The organism is Vibrio sp. VGrn 2, assembly GCF_009361695.1.
Lineage (GTDB): Bacteria > Pseudomonadota > Gammaproteobacteria > Enterobacterales > Vibrionaceae > Vibrio > Vibrio diabolicus.
In genome coordinates this window covers 287,069-302,744 of sequence record NZ_RBWD01000001.1, presented here as the reverse complement: position 1 = coordinate 302,744, position 15,676 = coordinate 287,069, and the positions used below count along the sequence as shown (strand labels likewise).

At 46.1% G+C, this 15,676-nt stretch carries 10 protein-coding genes; 6 read left to right on the top strand and 4 right to left on the bottom strand.

Going from position 1 to position 15,676, the window contains the following annotated elements:
- Positions 1 to 285: 285 nt before the first annotated feature.
- Positions 286 to 3,777: an exodeoxyribonuclease V subunit gamma gene (recC, locus tag D8S93_RS01430; RefSeq protein WP_152811709.1), complete on the bottom strand. Its 3,492-nt coding sequence runs from the start codon at positions 3,775 to 3,777 to the stop codon at positions 286 to 288.
- A 252-nt stretch (positions 3,778 to 4,029) separates the two neighbouring features.
- Here recC and D8S93_RS01425 point away from each other — a divergent pair, with 252 nt between their 5' ends.
- The gene (locus D8S93_RS01425; RefSeq protein ID WP_152811707.1) at positions 4,030 to 5,853 is read left to right on the top strand and encodes a DUF3413 domain-containing protein; all 1,824 of its coding nucleotides are present in this window, start codon (positions 4,030 to 4,032) and stop codon (positions 5,851 to 5,853) included.
- 75 nt (positions 5,854 to 5,928) lie between these two features.
- Here the strand turns inward: D8S93_RS01425 and D8S93_RS01420 are convergent, their stop codons facing one another.
- The gene (locus tag D8S93_RS01420) at positions 5,929 to 6,903 is read right to left on the bottom strand and encodes a TDT family transporter (RefSeq protein WP_005484954.1); all 975 of its coding nucleotides are present in this window, start codon (positions 6,901 to 6,903) and stop codon (positions 5,929 to 5,931) included.
- A gap of 109 nt (positions 6,904 to 7,012) precedes the next feature.
- On the opposite strand from D8S93_RS01420, the gene D8S93_RS01415 reads away from it, so the two are divergent.
- From D8S93_RS01415 to dapD, 3 genes are all read left to right on the top strand, one after another.
- Positions 7,013 to 7,939, top strand: a complete 927-nt coding sequence (locus D8S93_RS01415; RefSeq protein WP_152811705.1) for a LysR substrate-binding domain-containing protein — start codon at positions 7,013 to 7,015, stop codon at positions 7,937 to 7,939.
- A 128-nt stretch (positions 7,940 to 8,067) separates the two neighbouring features.
- Positions 8,068 to 8,364 carry a YebG family protein gene (locus D8S93_RS01410; protein WP_041852896.1) on the top strand — a complete coding sequence of 99 codons (297 nt, stop codon included), beginning with the start codon at positions 8,068 to 8,070 and terminating at the stop codon, positions 8,362 to 8,364.
- Positions 8,365 to 8,693: 329 nt separating this feature from the next.
- Positions 8,694 to 9,725, top strand: a complete 1,032-nt coding sequence (dapD, locus tag D8S93_RS01405) for a 2,3,4,5-tetrahydropyridine-2,6-dicarboxylate N-succinyltransferase (protein ID WP_152811703.1) — start codon at positions 8,694 to 8,696, stop codon at positions 9,723 to 9,725.
- 76 nt (positions 9,726 to 9,801) lie between these two features.
- Here the strand turns inward: dapD and glpQ are convergent, their stop codons facing one another.
- Positions 9,802 to 10,857, bottom strand: coding sequence for a glycerophosphodiester phosphodiesterase (glpQ, locus tag D8S93_RS01400; protein ID WP_152811701.1), 1,056 nt, complete (start codon positions 10,855 to 10,857; stop codon positions 9,802 to 9,804).
- A gap of 56 nt (positions 10,858 to 10,913) precedes the next feature.
- Positions 10,914 to 12,278: a glycerol-3-phosphate transporter gene (gene glpT, locus D8S93_RS01395; RefSeq protein WP_152811699.1), complete on the bottom strand. Its 1,365-nt coding sequence runs from the start codon at positions 12,276 to 12,278 to the stop codon at positions 10,914 to 10,916.
- Positions 12,279 to 13,175: 897 nt separating this feature from the next.
- Between glpT and D8S93_RS01385 the strand changes: the two genes are divergently transcribed.
- Positions 13,176 to 14,030, top strand: coding sequence for an MIP/aquaporin family protein (locus D8S93_RS01385; protein ID WP_152811697.1), 855 nt, complete (start codon positions 13,176 to 13,178; stop codon positions 14,028 to 14,030).
- A 59-nt stretch (positions 14,031 to 14,089) separates the two neighbouring features.
- Complete coding sequence (gene glpK / locus D8S93_RS01380; RefSeq protein WP_006742415.1) at positions 14,090 to 15,607, top strand: glycerol kinase GlpK; 1,518 nt, start codon at positions 14,090 to 14,092, stop codon at positions 15,605 to 15,607.
- Positions 15,608 to 15,676 lie beyond the last annotated feature (69 nt).

Genomic DNA, 15,676 nt, shown 5'->3' with positions numbered 1-15,676 from the left:
GTATCACCTAATAAATGTGATCTATAGTTAAAAATTCTATTAATATGTTTAACAAGTTGGATAATTTAGAGCTTTGTGAGATCTTTCTCACGGTTATCCATAAGACGTACCGTTAGTATGCGCCCCACGAGATAAGCCAAACCTTTTTGGCGGCACAACTCAAATGAATTAAACAAAAGTATCATGGTCCCTCTGACCTTGTGGCCGTACAGCGAACGCCCTACAAAAAATAATGATTTTCTGGCGGCCACCCTACTCTTCCTTCTCTTTATCCAACTGTCTTTATTACGCTTTTACGTCATCAGCGTCTTGAATCGCTAAGCGCGCACCTTGCAAAACTAATGCTGTCAGCAAACGAACTTCTGAGGCCAACTCATCATTCCAAGCTGACCAAATTCGAGAGATGTACGCATTATTGCCTTCACCCGGGCTCATGAAGCCATCATTGAATGCGTCAGCCATTTTCTTCAAAGATTTCTCTTCGTCATCGACCCACTGACCGCGGCTAAAGCCCGCTTCAACACAAGCCAACGCCGTTTTCGGGAAATAAGGCAAAGGCTTAGTCATGCCTTCGAAGAATAAGCGAACTAATTCAGTCAGTAGCTGTTTGGCATACTGCGCATCGGCAATTTCTGGGTAGATCAAATGCAGCGCGCCTTCTTTACGATCGTAACCAATGATGTGGGTTTTCTTAGCATGACCCGACGCCGACATGGCAAGGTGGTCGATCCACGCAGCAAGGTAATCCTGCGAGCGAATCTTACCGCTTCTATAGCGAATCAAACCGGATTGGTAGCATTGAGTTAGCCAACCTGTTAGGCGAACGTTTTTCTCTTCGCCTTCATTTCGCTCAAACAAGGAATCAAACGTCAGGTCGATTTCCAAATCGTCTTGAGGCGCACCAGATAAAAACGCCAGTTTATCCACCAGCTCTTCCGCCTGAACTCGGTTGGTTTCAAATTCGATATCACCAAACGCTCCCACCGGCAGTTTGCCTTGCGCGCGCTGTTGACTCATAAAGTGTTTAAGCACCTCTGCTTTTTTCTCTGGCTGCATCAATGTCGTTTCAAGCAAGGTTTCTAGCAGCTCATCACGCATTTGATAGCTTTCCAAACCACCTAAAACAAAGGGTTCGTCGTCTTCCATCACCGGCAGTGGCGGTTCAAAGATTACTTTTAAGCGACGATTGAAAAAATACTGCACCGGTAAGCGCCAGAAACGTTGCAATTCGACTAAGTCGAGCTCAAGTGGGAACGTCGCTCCTAACAGATAGTCGTCTAATGCACGGTTAAAATCACGACGAACATAGCCTTGCGATTGACTACTTTGAGTCAATGCCGCTGGAATCCATTCTTTCGCGTAGCTGGCATGCATGCCTTGGAACGCACTTGGGCTAAACGGCACCATGGCGTGGGTATTCACCAACGCGTTTAACAAGTTGTCGCCAGACTCATCAACGGGCAACGCTTCATCACCACTTAAACAATAGTTTTGGTGGCAGTATTCCATCAGCTCAGAAACCAATACCGAGGGCACTCGCTCGGTGTTGTCTTGGATTGAACGGCCAACATAACTGATGTAGAGCGTTTGCTGTGCAGACAACATCGCTTCGAGGAATAGGTAACGGTCATCATCTCGGCGCGAACGATCGCCCGGTTTGGTTCTTCCCGTCATCAAGTCAAAACCTTCCGGCGGCATGGAGCGTGGGTACACGCCGTCATTCATCCCCAGTAGACAAACGGTTCTAAACGGAATAGAGCGCATCGGCATCAGGGTACAAAAGTTCACTTGACCAGCAAGGAAGCGCTGGCTGACTCGTGTGCCAGATAATTTGTTTTGAAGGTATTGGCTGATGATCGACGGCGATAACGCATCATCAAATGCGGCATCAGCTAATTGCTCTTTGACTTGGCTGAGCGTATCGCGAATGGATTTGAGCGCCATTTCGCCTTCTAACTCAACTGAGAAGAAGTCATCCAGCAGTAAAACTAAAGTCTCTCGCCAACCATCGATAGTTTGAACATGAGAAAGTTTGCTTCGATAAGTGCTAATTTGTTGGATAAAGTGTGCCAACTTGCCCGCCAGCTCTGCGCCCATGCCTTGCACTTCGTTGTACGGAGACAAACTGCCTTGCTCGGTTTCAAACAAACCTGCGGATTCTGGCATCGCGTAGCCAAGCAACATTCGTTGAATACCAAATTGCCATGTGTTTTGACGGGTTTCCGGCAGTTCAAATTCGCGTCCGGTATTGGCATCCAACCCCCAGCGAATTCCCGATTCCTCAACCCATTGTTTGGCTTGTAAGAAATCATCTTCGCTGAGTTCAAAACGCTTTAATATCGCTGGAGTTTCCAGAAGTTCGAGTAGTTCTGATGCCAAACAGCGCGTATTGGGTAAGTTCACCAACTGCATAAATGCAGCCAGAATTGGGCTCTCTTGATCGGCAGTTCGGTCAGAAATCGAATATGGAATAAAACGCTCACCCGGCGCGTTACCAAAGACCGCCTGAATCGCAGGGCTGTAAGCGTTGATGTCCGCGACCATCACGATAATATCGCGCGGTTTTAACGTTGGGTCAGCATCGAACATCGCCAACAGTTGATCATGCAGCACTTCCACTTCACGCATCGGGCTGTGACAAGCGTGTAGGCTCAGTGATTTATCACCCAAGCTAACCACTTGTTTGTGATGACTGTTTTCAATCTGTTGGTCATCTTGATGTTCTTCAAGATTGAGAATATCCGCTTGCAATTGATGGAGCAGACTGTCGCGCTCAACATCAACAAAGGCTTCAATTTCATGAGATTCCAGCTGAGACAACAGATACATATTGTCGCGCCCGAGTTTACCCATGGATGCCAACAGACTGTTTCCGACCACATCGGTGTGCAGCTCATCGATCACATTATCTTCCAGTGAACCTTTCAGTTGCTCAGTTTCACCTTGCACTTCCGAGTGATCGTCCTGCCACACAACATGCTGACGATGTTTCGCCGCCAAACGAGCCAGATATTTGCGATCTCGAACTTCACCCCAGTAATAACGACAAGGGTTGGTGAACATCAGATGCACGTCGATGTGTTCACCAATTGCTTTTAGCGCATCCATATAGCGAGGCGGCAACGAAGAAATGCCAAAAACAAACAAACGCTTGGGTAAATGGTCAAAATTGCCGTTAAAACTCGCTAACGTGTCGATAAAGTGCTCATAAAGGTTGGCGCGGTGATATGGAGACTGCCCTAACGACACAGTGTGATCGTACAACGCTTGCCATAAGATCGGCTGCCACGGATGCTCATCTTCCAGCTCTGGCACACTCTGCCCGGCTTCCCAACTTGCGATCCATTCCGGACGATACACCAAGTAACCATCGAAAATATCGGCAATTTTCTCAGCCAGCTGATACAGCTTAGAGTGATCACTGTCATCTTTGAGGTACTGCGCTAACGGCGAAAACACGTCTTGGTTGAGAAGCCCCGGCAGCAGATGCATCAACTTCCACGTCATAGCTTCTTTGTTAAACGCACTGCGTTTTGGCACGTCTGGCAACACCTGCGTAAACATTTCCCAAATGAAGGTAGCAGGAAGCGGAAAATCAATGTTCGCGGCAACACCAAACTCTTTGGCCAATTCCATTTTTAGCCATTGAGACATGCCCGGACTTTGAACCAGAATTTGTTCTTTTTCGAACGGGTTTTCCAGCGGACTGATTCGAATCAGTTCGACAAGGAGTGATTTAAGAACGTCAACTTGGTTGGAGTGATAAACAGTAAACAAATTGGGAATACCGAGCGCCGATTGAAACTGTTAGCTAGCTTAGCACAGCCCCATTTAAACCCGCAGTGATCTCGCGTTCGGAAAAAACAAAAGGTTATATATCACTCAAATAGAGTATGAATCTTCTTAATTTTCACATGTCAATCAAGTCTGACACCTCCATACAAAATGTGACATTCGTCGCAACTATTCCATAATAAAAAACACTGTTTTATACTCCCTCTACCCATAATTTATAAACAAACAAAAAGTATGTTTCGCAAACTGTCTTCCAACAGCGCTTGGCTGATTGCTTTTTTTGCTTGCTTTGCAGTGTATCTGTCGATCGCTTGTTATCCTTTTGTGTTGTCTAACAATCTGAATGAACCGCTAACCTTGTTGCAAGGTTACTATTTGGTTTCGACTCAATATGGCTGGCTGGGCTTGATCGCTCTTCCATTTATGTTGTTGAGTTTATTGCTCTCTTTTCTACCGACTCGAGCATTCAAAGGCATCGTGGTCGCTATTGCGATCTGTCTATTGGTCATGTTTAAAGTCGATATCCTCGTTTTTCAGCAATACAAACTTCACATCAACGCTCTATTAATCCGTATGTTTTTCGAAGGTGGCGGTGATGTCTTCGATATTTCTTGGATGAGTTGGCTAATCTTCATCAGTGAAGTTGCCGTTCTGGTGATCGGGCTCGCTTGTACCGTTTGGGTAAGTAATCAACTGGCACAAAGCCGAGCTAAGTTCGTTTTGATCAGCGTCTGGTTTGCTGTATTGCTCAGCACACAGATGATTCATGCGTACAAAAACGCGCTTTACGACGATGAAGTCAGTCAGTTTTCGAATAACTGGCCACTTTACTACCCGCTGACGGCTCGTAAATTTATTTACAAACACGACCTAGTGGATGAGAACATTGCATCAAAGAACCGCGTAGAGTTAACCAACATTGAACGTAGCTCACTCAACTACCCGCTTGCGCCGATTCAAGTGCAAAGCAAAGAGAAACAGCCCAATGTTTTGTTTATCTTGGTTGACGCGTGGCGCTACAGTGATGCGACGCCGGAAATCATGCCAAATGTCAGCAAGTTCTCCGAAAAGACAGTGAATTTCACACAACACATGAGCGGCGGCAACTCAACTCAAGCGGGTATTTTCAGCCTGTTTTACAGCTTGCCAGCGACCTACTGGGAAAGCTTTTACGCAAGCCAACGCTCTCCTGTTTTTATGGATACGCTGCAAGCAGAAGGCTACCGCATGGGCATTTTTGGCTCAGCACCGCTCACCAGCCCACCACTTTCTCGCACGGTATTCAAAAAAGTGTCGGACTTGACTCTGAGACAAACTGGAGAAACGGCCGTCGAGCGCGATCAGCAGATCACAGACAAGTTCATCGAGTTCCAAAAGCAGGACAGCGACAAACCGTACTTTGGTTTTCTGTTCTACGATGCCGCCCACGGCACAGTATTTCCCGAACCTGAATTTGCGAAATTCAAACCATACTGGGAACGCGTTGACCACATTTTGCTCAACAACGATTTTGACGCTTCGCTTTACCACAATCGATACAAGAACTCGTTGTACTACATCGATAGCTTGATTGGCGATGTACTGAAAAACGTCGACTTAGACAACACCATTGTGGTGATTTCATCTGATCATGGTGAAGAGTTTAACGACCATAAGATGAACTATTGGGGCCACACGGGTAACTACAGTGACGTACAAGTGCATGTGCCTCTTTACGTGTACATACCAAATCGTCAACCAGACCAAATTGATTACCGCACGACCCATTTCGACGTCGTGCCAACCATGATGAATACGCTGTTTGACGTTCAAGGCACAACGAGTTCATACAGCGTTGGTCATAACTTGTTCGATAGTTCTGCCCCTCGCGATTGGTATATTGCTGGCAGCTACTACAACTATGCATTGGTCGGCAAAGAACTGATGCTTGTGGTCAATCCTGGCGGGCACTCTCAGCAACTGAATCGCCAGTTAAAAGTCGAGAAAGAACAGAAAGTTCCTGTCGATATCATTCGTCATTCTCTGGATGAGATGTCGCGATTTTACAAAAAAGGCTAGCGTCCAACATCGACGCCGATTGAAATAAAAAAGCCTCTTGGCTGTAAGACCAAGAGGCTTTTTCCTATCTGCTATTTAAGCGTGATGAGCGTGCATCAAGCGTGGCTGAATCAATAAGTTGTTGATGTACTGTAAAGCCACATAAGAGACAACAAATGTTGCCACAATCAACTCAAGACCAGCTAAGCCTCGCACTTGTTGAACATAGTGCGCAGCCAATCCTTGCAACTCCATCCAATTCGCCATTTTAAACAGCGCCGTCGCACCGATCACCATCGGGAAAGTGAACGCCGCATAGCCTGGGCTAAATGGCAGTCTAAGCAATTTAAAGAATGCGAGGTAAATGATGGCTGTCATCAATACCGCGATACCAAATAGCATAGCGATGATCACTGGTGATGGTGTCGCAGTGACCGTTAAGTACCCTGCCAATGATAGACTTGCTGGCGCTGCCATGATTGCCATTGTTGGTTTCGCTGCATCCGGAATTTCATGGGTAAACATGAAACGGTAAATCATCATCGGCAACATGATCGCGTACGCCACCATCCCAAACATCAATGCACCTTGTGCTACTGGTGCTAACATCGGGTTTCCAGAGAAAGACACATCCGCAACGATGATACCCACAGGCGGTACAAACCAACTAGGAACCATGTGGTGCAATTCAAAATCTTTGGCGCGATGGTAAACAAAGCTCACCAAGAACACGATGTGCAGAACCACTGCAATCAGCCAAAGCACATCACCAGCCAATGGGTAAAAATGGCCGAGAGAGTTCGATACCACCATAGTGCCCATCGCAAAAGTCGGAACCACGCTGCCCACAACCGGATGAGCAAGATCTTGTCTCAATAGATGGTTATGTAGCAAAAACTTGGTTGCCAATATAGCCAACAATACGCTCGCGATACCCGCACTAATCCACTGTCCGTAGCCATGTAATTCGGCGAAGTTTTCCCAACTCCAGCCTAAGCTTGCAATACCAAGAGCCAAACCCGCCATCGGAGTTGGTGCTCCCATTACTTTTGCTTTTGTTCTTTGAATCATGATGACCTCAACCAGACTCACTCTTGATGGAGCGTATAATACGCTTGCACTTCGTTCCGATATATCTAATTATTTAAAACAAACGTTCAAAATTACTTAACGGTGGGGTATGGCAAGTCACATTTCTCTTAAACAACTGAAAGTGTTTACGACGATCACGCAGCACAAAACGCTCACAGCAGCTTCTGATAGTCTCTTTTTATCGAAAGCCGCAGTGAGCATGGCACTCTCAGAATTAGAAAAACAGATCGGCCATCACTTGTTTGATCGTGTTAATAACCGACTGATTTTGAACCAAGAAGGTCAAAAGCTGTTGCCACTGGCGGATGAATTACTCAACCGAGCCAAAGACATCGAGAGCATTTTCGATGGTGACCAAGCGCTATCGGGACAACTTCGCATTGGTGCCAGCGACACCATTGGCAACCAAGTCGCGCCCTATTTGCTTAGCGAATTTCGTCAACAAACGAACCATCGTTCCCAAAGCCTGTTCATTTCTAACTCTGCACAAATCTGCGACATGCTGACCGATTACGAGTTAGACATTGCCCTCATTGAAGGCAAAACACTTCACCCTGAATTGCAGTCCACCCAGTTTAGCGAAGATGAAATGTGCGTGATTTGCGCGCCAGATTACCCAGCCGCGCACGAAGGGCCAATAAACTTAACCGAGCTAGAAAACAGCGAATGGATATTGCGAGAGGCGGGGTCTGGCTCACGCGAATTCTTTATGCGCGTTGTCGCGCCGCGCTTGGAACATTGGCATGAAGCTTTTCAGCTCAATACCACCGAAGCGTTGATCAACTCAGTATCTGCTGGGCTGGGCTTAGGTTGCTTGTCACGTTTGTCTGCAGAACCTGCTATTCGTGACGGCCGCGTAAAACTGCTCGACATGCCTTTAGATATGAAACGTCGCTTCTGGTTACTGGTTCATAAAGAGAAATATCAAAGCCCATTGCTCAAAACGTTTATCGAATTTTGCCAAGATTGGGAACGACCAAATAATCTTTATCTAGAGAATACGCCCTCCAAGTGAAACGGAGATAGTTTAAATGCTGGTCAGTTAGTTGTACGTGTCTCTCATTCTTAGGCTTGTCGCTAGACTTAACTGGTCAAAAACTGTATAAAAAGCCAGTATCAATACACCAAGTTAGGGGACCAACCATGGCTGTAATCGTCAAGTACGTGGTAGAACGCAATGGAGAAGAGAAAATGACTTTTACCTCTAAAGCGGAAGCTGACGCATACGATAAAATGCTAGACATGGCAGACGAACTATTCACGCTGCTAGGTAAAAGTGAACTTCTAGAAGACGAAGGTAAGCAAGAAGATCTTGCGATGTACCTCGCTCAAAACAAAGAAGAAGTGCTTTACGCACTGGGTGCAAAACGCAAACCGGCACCAAAGAAAGCAAAAAAGCTTGAATCTGTAGAAGAAGACAAGCAAGAAGACGCTGCATAAGCCTCTCATTTGTTAAAGAAACGCCGCATCATGTGGCGTTTTTTGTATCTGAAGGCACACATCATCATGGAAAGATCGCCCTTTCTTTCGAGCACAGATACGACAAATCGCCTTCTTTCATTTCAACAAACACCCGCTAATTGACCACCTCACAACCACATTTCTCATCAGACAGACATATCTCCCAAAAGACAAAAGGTATCCATCTACGGACTTTCTCCATTTCCCCTCTTTAAACTCCCTAGCACTCTCATTATGATGACTGACAACTTAATTATTTCTTGTCAGTGAACAGACGAGACACAAGACTCAACACATGGAGATCAACTATGGCTTTCTTTTCTCTAGCCTTTGGTACAGCGACTAAAAACCGCGATGGCAAAATCATTGAAGCGTTTTTTCCAAACCCAGTTCTTAACCCAAGCGACGCACTTGTTAACGCACTAGCAGCAGTAGCAGGTTACGAACAAGGCAACCAAGCTATCGAGATCTCTGCTGCACAAAGCGCAGAACTTGCGGCGGCTTTCGAAGCAAACGGCGATGCAGCAAACGCATCTTTCGCAACCAAAGCAGCAGAATCAGCACAGCCGCTTGTACTGGTTATCCTAGCTACGGATGAACAACCACAATCTGTTGCTGAAGGCTTCCTAAAACTTCAACTTATCTCCAACCGTCTAGTCAAGCCACACGGCACCGTACTGGATGGCATCTTCGGTCTACTACACAACATCGCATGGACTAACGAAGGCCCAATCGACCTACCTGAACTGGCTGAGCGTCAAATCGAAGCTCGACTAGCTGGTCGTACGCTAAGCGTAGATTGCGTAGACAAGTTCCCTAAAATGGTGGACTACGTGGTTCCAACTGGCGTTCGTATTGCAGACACTTCTCGCGTACGTCTTGGCGCACACGTTGGCGAAGGCACTACAGTCATGCACGAAGGCTTCATCAACTTCAACGCAGGTACGACTGGCGTGAGCATGGTTGAAGGTCGTATCTCTGCTGGCGTAGTGGTTGGTAACGGTTCAGATATCGGCGGCGGTGCATCTATCATGGGTACGCTATCTGGCGGCGGTAAAGTAGTGGTTTCTATCGGTGAAAACTCACTACTCGGCGCAAACGCAGGTCTTGGCTTCCCAATGGGCGACCGTTGTACTATCGAATCAGGTCTGTACGTAACCGCTGGCTCTAAAGTGCGCATGCTAGATTCTGCAGGTCAAGAAGTAGAAGTATTGAAAGCACGCGACCTTGCTGGTGTTTCTGACCTACTGTTCCGTCGTAACTCTGTGACTGGTCAAATCGAGTGTCTTGCAAACAAGAGCGCGGTTGAATTGAACAGCGAACTGCATAAAAACAACTAATAAGAATACGAAAAATCCCCCAGCAGGAAACTGTTGGGGGATTTTTTAGCTTAAAGCAGCATGCATAACGTGCTGATTACTGATTTAAAAAGCTGACCGCTTTGTCTGGAAAGTCAGTAAATAAACCATCGACCTTCACTTGGTTATAAAACACATCCATCATGCCATCAAAACTATCCGTGTAAGCTGGAATGCGTCCCGGGTCTGCTCGGAACGTGTATGGATGAACCTGCAAGCCAGCGTCTTTTGCCGCCTTCATTAGCGGCTTGATGATGATGTTGTCTTTGGTTGATTTATCATCCACCAGCATCGGTTTCCAAGGACCAATCCCTTCGGCGTAACTCGCCACTTTCTTCATACCTTCAGCTTCGAACATCCAGTCATAACTGTATGGTGTTGCGGTATCACCTTGGTACACCATGGTTTCGTTCCAATCGGTGTAAGCCATGAGCTGAACGAGCTTTAAATCCATGTCCATTGCTGGCATCAACTCACTATTGATGCGTTGCAGTTCATTCGCATCAAAACACTGTAAGTACACGTTGTCATCTTGCGAGTCGTAACCGTACTGTTTCAACACGTTAAGCACCGCTTTAGAAATGTCCTTGCCTTCGTGACGGTGGAACCAAGGCGCTTTAATCTCTGGATAAATCCCAATGTCGTAGCCCAGCGTCTTGTTAAGACCTTGGATCAGTTCAATCTCTTCGGCAAACGTCGGAACAGTGAAATCAGATTTCCACATGGGGAATCGAGTCGGGTAACCTGCTACTTTGTTGCCGTCTTCGTCGATATTGAACCCTTCGGTAACTCGCAGAGATTTGATTTCTGCCAGAGTAAAGTCAATCGCGTAGTAACGACCATCTTCACGTGCGCGATCAGGAAAGCGCTCAGCAACATCCGTGACGCGATCCAAGTAATGGTCATGCAACACGACCAAATGATCATCTTTCGTCATCACGACATCTTGCTCGATGTAGTCAGGTTTCATTGCGTAAGCAAGCGCTTTGGCTTCTAGCGTGTGCTCAGGCAAGTAACCCGATGCGCCACGGTGTGCAATTACAAGCGGTTTCGCAATCGCACCAGCTGAGAGGCTAAGTGCTAAAAAAGTAAGACATACTGACTTGGTTTTCATTGTTATTTCCTTGATAAAGCGAAGAGGCAGTATTCCACTGCCTCTTTAAATAAATATTACGCTAGCGCTTCCTTTTCGCGCTCTTTTTGCTCGTGGTGCGCACGCTCACCTAAGAAGGCGTACATCAAACACACAATAGAAGTAATACAAGAACCCACTAAGATGATAAAGCCACCATCCCAGCCAAAGTGGTCTACCGTGTAGCCCAGAATCGCGTTTGCGGCAACTGCCCCACCTAAGTATCCAAATAAACCAGTAAGACCAGCAGCAGTACCAGCGGCTTTCTTCGGAGCGAGTTCAAGTGCGTACAAGCCAATCAGCATAACCGGACCATAGATTAGGAAGCCAATTGCAATCAGTGCCATCATGTCCACCATTGGGTTACCAGCAGGGTTAAACCAGTAAACCATCACTGCAACGGTCACTAGCACCATAAATAAGATGCCAGCAGGTGCACGACGACCTTTGAACAATTTGTCTGAAATCCAACCACACAATAATGTGCCTGGAATGCCGGCCCATTCGTATAAAAAGTAAGCCCATGACGATTTATCTACCGAGAAATCCTTCGCTTCTTTTAGGTAAACAGGTGCCCAGTCCAGTACGCCGTAACGAATTAGGTAAACAAATGCGTTTGCAATTGCAATCGACCAAAGCAGCTTGTTGTTGAATACATACTTAAAGAAGATTTCCTTGGCTGTCATTTCTTGTTCGTGCGACTTGTCATAGTCATCAGGATAATCGTCTTTATACTCTTCGATCGGTGGCAAACCACAAGATTGAGGCGTATCGCGAACCGTCATCCAAACAAACACAGCAACCAACGTGGCGAAAAATGCAGGAACATAAAATGCAGTGCGCCAATCATCGTTAAATGCCCACAGGCCAAGAATAAATAGTGGACCAATCAAACCGCCACCCACGTTGTGTGCCACGTTCCAAACCGAAACGATCTCACCACGCTCTTTACGTGACCACCAGTGCACCATGGTTCGTCCACATGCGGGCCACCCCATGCCTTGGAACCAACCGTTCAAGAAAAGCAAAATGAACATCGCAGTGACGCTGCCAGTCGCCCATGGCATAAAGCCAAAGCAAAACATCACTAATGCAGACATCAGTAGGCCGCCACTAAGGAAATAGCGAGGGTTGGAGCGGTCAGAAACGCTGCCCATTAGAAATTTAGAGAGACCATATGCAATGGAAACAGCTGCCAGCGCGACACCTAAGTCACCGCGGCTAAAGCCTTGCTCGATAAGATAAGGCATCGCCAAACTGAAGTTTTTACGAACCAAATAGTAACCGGCGTAGCCAACAAATATACCGATAAAGAGTTGCCAACGGAGGCGAGAGTAGGTGCTATCGATACAGCCTGGGGACAGACGATCAATGTGCGCCTTAGGTTTGAATATTCCAAACATAGGAACCTCATTATTTTGTATGCGATGGTAAAAAAACACAAAAGGAGCGAACGAAACAAAAAAACCTTCGTTCGAAAGTTCATGAATTGTATTGAGTTAGGATTTTATTTCTGTGACAAATGTTGCACATGAATTAAATATAAGTAAATACAGTAAATTAGAGCGCATTAATTAGACCATCGTTCAACTTTACTCATAATTAGTTAATATGAAACTGATGTTTCAACCTCTCATTTGAGCATTCCAATTCGAAACCAATGAAACAAAGGCTCGAATAAGAACACAAATTAACCGTAAAAAGGGTGTTTCACATCCATCCTTGTTACGCGAAACCACTAAATAACTAAAAAGATGAAAAATGTTCGCGCTTAGTATCAAACGAAATAACAAAACTAATGTTATCTGAACTCAAACCTAGACAGTGATTCACGAACACAAGACATAAACCATATTTATTTTCCTCTCCATTTTCATAATTAACACTAATTTGGATAACAAGTTCCTCTCGAGATATAAACATAGCAACGCATTTTCTTATATCACCGCTAGTCCTTGATGTACTTGACCTCACCTTACCTCTTTAGGGTTAATTACTACGCAAAATCTGAGTAATAAATCCCCAAGCACGTAGCAGCTTCACAAAACTCCTCTTACCAGTTGTGCATTCTTTTTCACATCGGTAATTTGAGCGCTTCCAAAACACACTTCGTAGCAAAGAAGTTCTTTTCGTTGTTTTCTTTTTCGATTAAAAGATGCGCCATTTAACAAAAACGAAGACTTTGATTAACAATTTTATGCTCAAACGCTCATTTTTAACGCGCGTTTGTTTTCGCAAACGTTTATATGTGCACAATAGTATCGTGCTAGACAGGCAAAAATGATCAAAGGACTTTTAACATGACAACGAACAAACACCCCTCTCTGCTCGGAGAATGTTTGGCCGAGTTTATCGGTACAGGACTACTTATCTTCTTCGGCGTAGGCTGTGTCGCAGCCTTAGTTCTAACAGGCGCATCATTTGGACAATGGGAAATCAGTATTGTATGGGGCCTAGGTGTCGCCATCGCTATTTACTGTACTGCCGGCGTTTCAGGCGCGCACATCAACCCAGCGGTAACCATCGCACTCGCTATGTTTCATGGTTTTGATAAGGCGAAAGTGGTGCCATACATCATCGCCCAAATGCTTGGCGCATTCTGCTCTGCTGCGTTGGTTTACAGCTTATACAGCAACCTTTTCACCGACTACGAAATCGCACATAACTTCGTCCGCAGTAGCCAAGATGCACTAGCAACCGCTGGTATCTTCTCAACCTATCCACATGCTTCCCTCTCTTTCTTTGGCGCTTTTGCTGTGGAATTCGTTATCACTGCCGTGCTGATGTTTGCGGTTTTGGCTTTGGGCGATGAAAATAACGGCGCTGCACGAGGTGCAATGAACCCGCTGTTAATCGGTATTTTGATTGCCGTGATCGGTGGTTCTCTTGGTCCACTAACTGGCTTCGCGATGAACCCTGCGCGCGACTTTGGACCGAAACTGTTCGCTTACTTCGCAGGCTGGGATTACGCTCTGACAGGTGCTAAAGACATTCCTTACTTTATCGTGCCTTTACTTGCTCCGATTGCAGGCGCGTGTTTTGGTGGTTGGTTGTATCCAAAAGCGATTGCGGCTTACCTTCCACAACAAGGCCACGGCTGTACAATTCCAAACCAATGTGAGACGGAAGAAGAAACAGAAGAAGCTAGAGCTTAAAACTGACGCAACTCGAACATTTACTAAAATATAAATAACGAAACAAAAGGATTCTTACCATGACTGAGCAAAAATACATTGTTGCCCTAGACCAAGGTACGACAAGCTCTCGCGCAGTAATTCTTGATCATGACGCGAACATCGTAAGCGTCGCACAGCGCGAATTTACTCAGATTTATCCAGAGGCAGGTTGGGTAGAGCATGACCCAATGGAAATCTGGGCAACACAAAGCTCTACGTTGGTAGAAGCTCTAGCTAAGTCTGGCATCCGTAGCGACCAATTGGCGGCTATCGGTATTACTAACCAGCGTGAAACTACCATCGTCTGGAATAAAGAAACAGGCAAACCCGTTTACAATGCAATCGTATGGCAATGTCGCCGTACTGCTGACATCTGTGAAGATTTAAAAGCGCGTGGTCTAGAAAACTACGTACGTGACAACACAGGTTTGGTGCTTGACCCTTACTTCTCAGGAACCAAAGTGAAATGGATTCTGGACAATGTTGAAGGCGCGCGCGAAGACGCAGAAGCAGGCAAATTGTTGTTCGGTACCGTCGATACTTGGTTAGTTTGGAAGATGACTCAAGGCCGCGTTCACGTGACCGACTACACTAACGCATCGCGTACCATGCTATTTAACATCAACGATCTATGTTGGGATCAGAAAATGTTAGATGAGCTTGGTATCCCAGCATCTATGATGCCAGAAGTAAAACGTTCATCGGAAGTTTACGGTAAGACCAACATTGGTGGTAAAGGCGGTACTCGTATTCCTATTTCTGGTATTGCTGGTGACCAACAAGCTGCGCTTTACGGCCAAATGTGTGTTGAAGCGGGTCAGGCGAAAAACACTTACGGCACGGGTTGTTTCTTGCTAATGAATACGGGCCAAGAAAAAGTCACTTCGACGCACGGCCTACTGACAACTTTGGCTTGTGGTCCGAAAGGTGAGCCTGCTTATGCGCTTGAAGGTGCCGTATTCATGGGTGGTGCTTCTATCCAATGGCTACGTGATGAATTAAAAATCCTGAACGGTGCAGAAGACTCTGAATATTTCGCAACCAAAGTGGATACCTCAAACGGCGTTTATGTCGTGCCTGCCTTTACTGGTTTAGGCGCACCATACTGGGATGCCTACGCACGTGGCACGATTGTCGGCCTTACTCGCGGCGTGAACTCAAACCACATTATCCGTGCGACTTTGGAAGGCATCGCTTACCAAACTCGTGACGTACTGGATGCGATGCAAGCCGACTCAGGAATTAAACTTGCGAATCTTCGCGTCGATGGCGGTGCGGTAGCGAACAACTTCCTAATGCAGTTCCAATCCGATGTATTGAATACAGAAGTACACCGCCCTCAAGTAACAGAGGTTACCGCTCTTGGTGCAGCCTACCTTGCAGGTCTTGCCGTGGGTTACTGGGACAGCATTGACGAGTTGCAGAATAAAGCGGTGCTTGATCGCACCTTTGAGCCGCACGATGATGAAGAAAAACGCAATCGTCGTTACAAGGGTTGGAAACGCGCAGTGAAATGTGCGCAAACCTGGTCTGAGCTTCACGACGAAGAAGATTAATCTCACCTCCATACGAAAAAAGAGCGCCATTTGTGCGCTCTTTTTTGCGCTTTGCCCCTGATTCCTGAA

Excerpts from the sequence above, each read along its gene's own strand:
- D8S93_RS01415 (WP_152811705.1), top strand. The coding sequence starts at position 7,013 with ATGGCAAGTCACATTTCTCTTAAACAACTGAAAGTGTTTACGACGATC.
- dapD (WP_152811703.1), top strand. The coding sequence starts at position 8,694 with ATGGCTTTCTTTTCTCTAGCCTTTGGTACAGCGACTAAAAACCGCGAT.
- glpT (WP_152811699.1), bottom strand. The coding sequence starts at position 12,278 with ATGTTTGGAATATTCAAACCTAAGGCGCACATTGATCGTCTGTCCCCA.
- D8S93_RS01425 (WP_152811707.1), top strand. The coding sequence starts at position 4,030 with ATGTTTCGCAAACTGTCTTCCAACAGCGCTTGGCTGATTGCTTTTTTT.
- glpQ (WP_152811701.1), bottom strand. The coding sequence starts at position 10,857 with ATGAAAACCAAGTCAGTATGTCTTACTTTTTTAGCACTTAGCCTCTCA.
- glpK (WP_006742415.1), top strand. The coding sequence starts at position 14,090 with ATGACTGAGCAAAAATACATTGTTGCCCTAGACCAAGGTACGACAAGC.
- D8S93_RS01385 (WP_152811697.1), top strand. The coding sequence starts at position 13,176 with ATGACAACGAACAAACACCCCTCTCTGCTCGGAGAATGTTTGGCCGAG.
- D8S93_RS01410 (WP_041852896.1), top strand. The coding sequence starts at position 8,068 with ATGGCTGTAATCGTCAAGTACGTGGTAGAACGCAATGGAGAAGAGAAA.
- D8S93_RS01420 (WP_005484954.1), bottom strand. The coding sequence starts at position 6,903 with ATGATTCAAAGAACAAAAGCAAAAGTAATGGGAGCACCAACTCCGATG.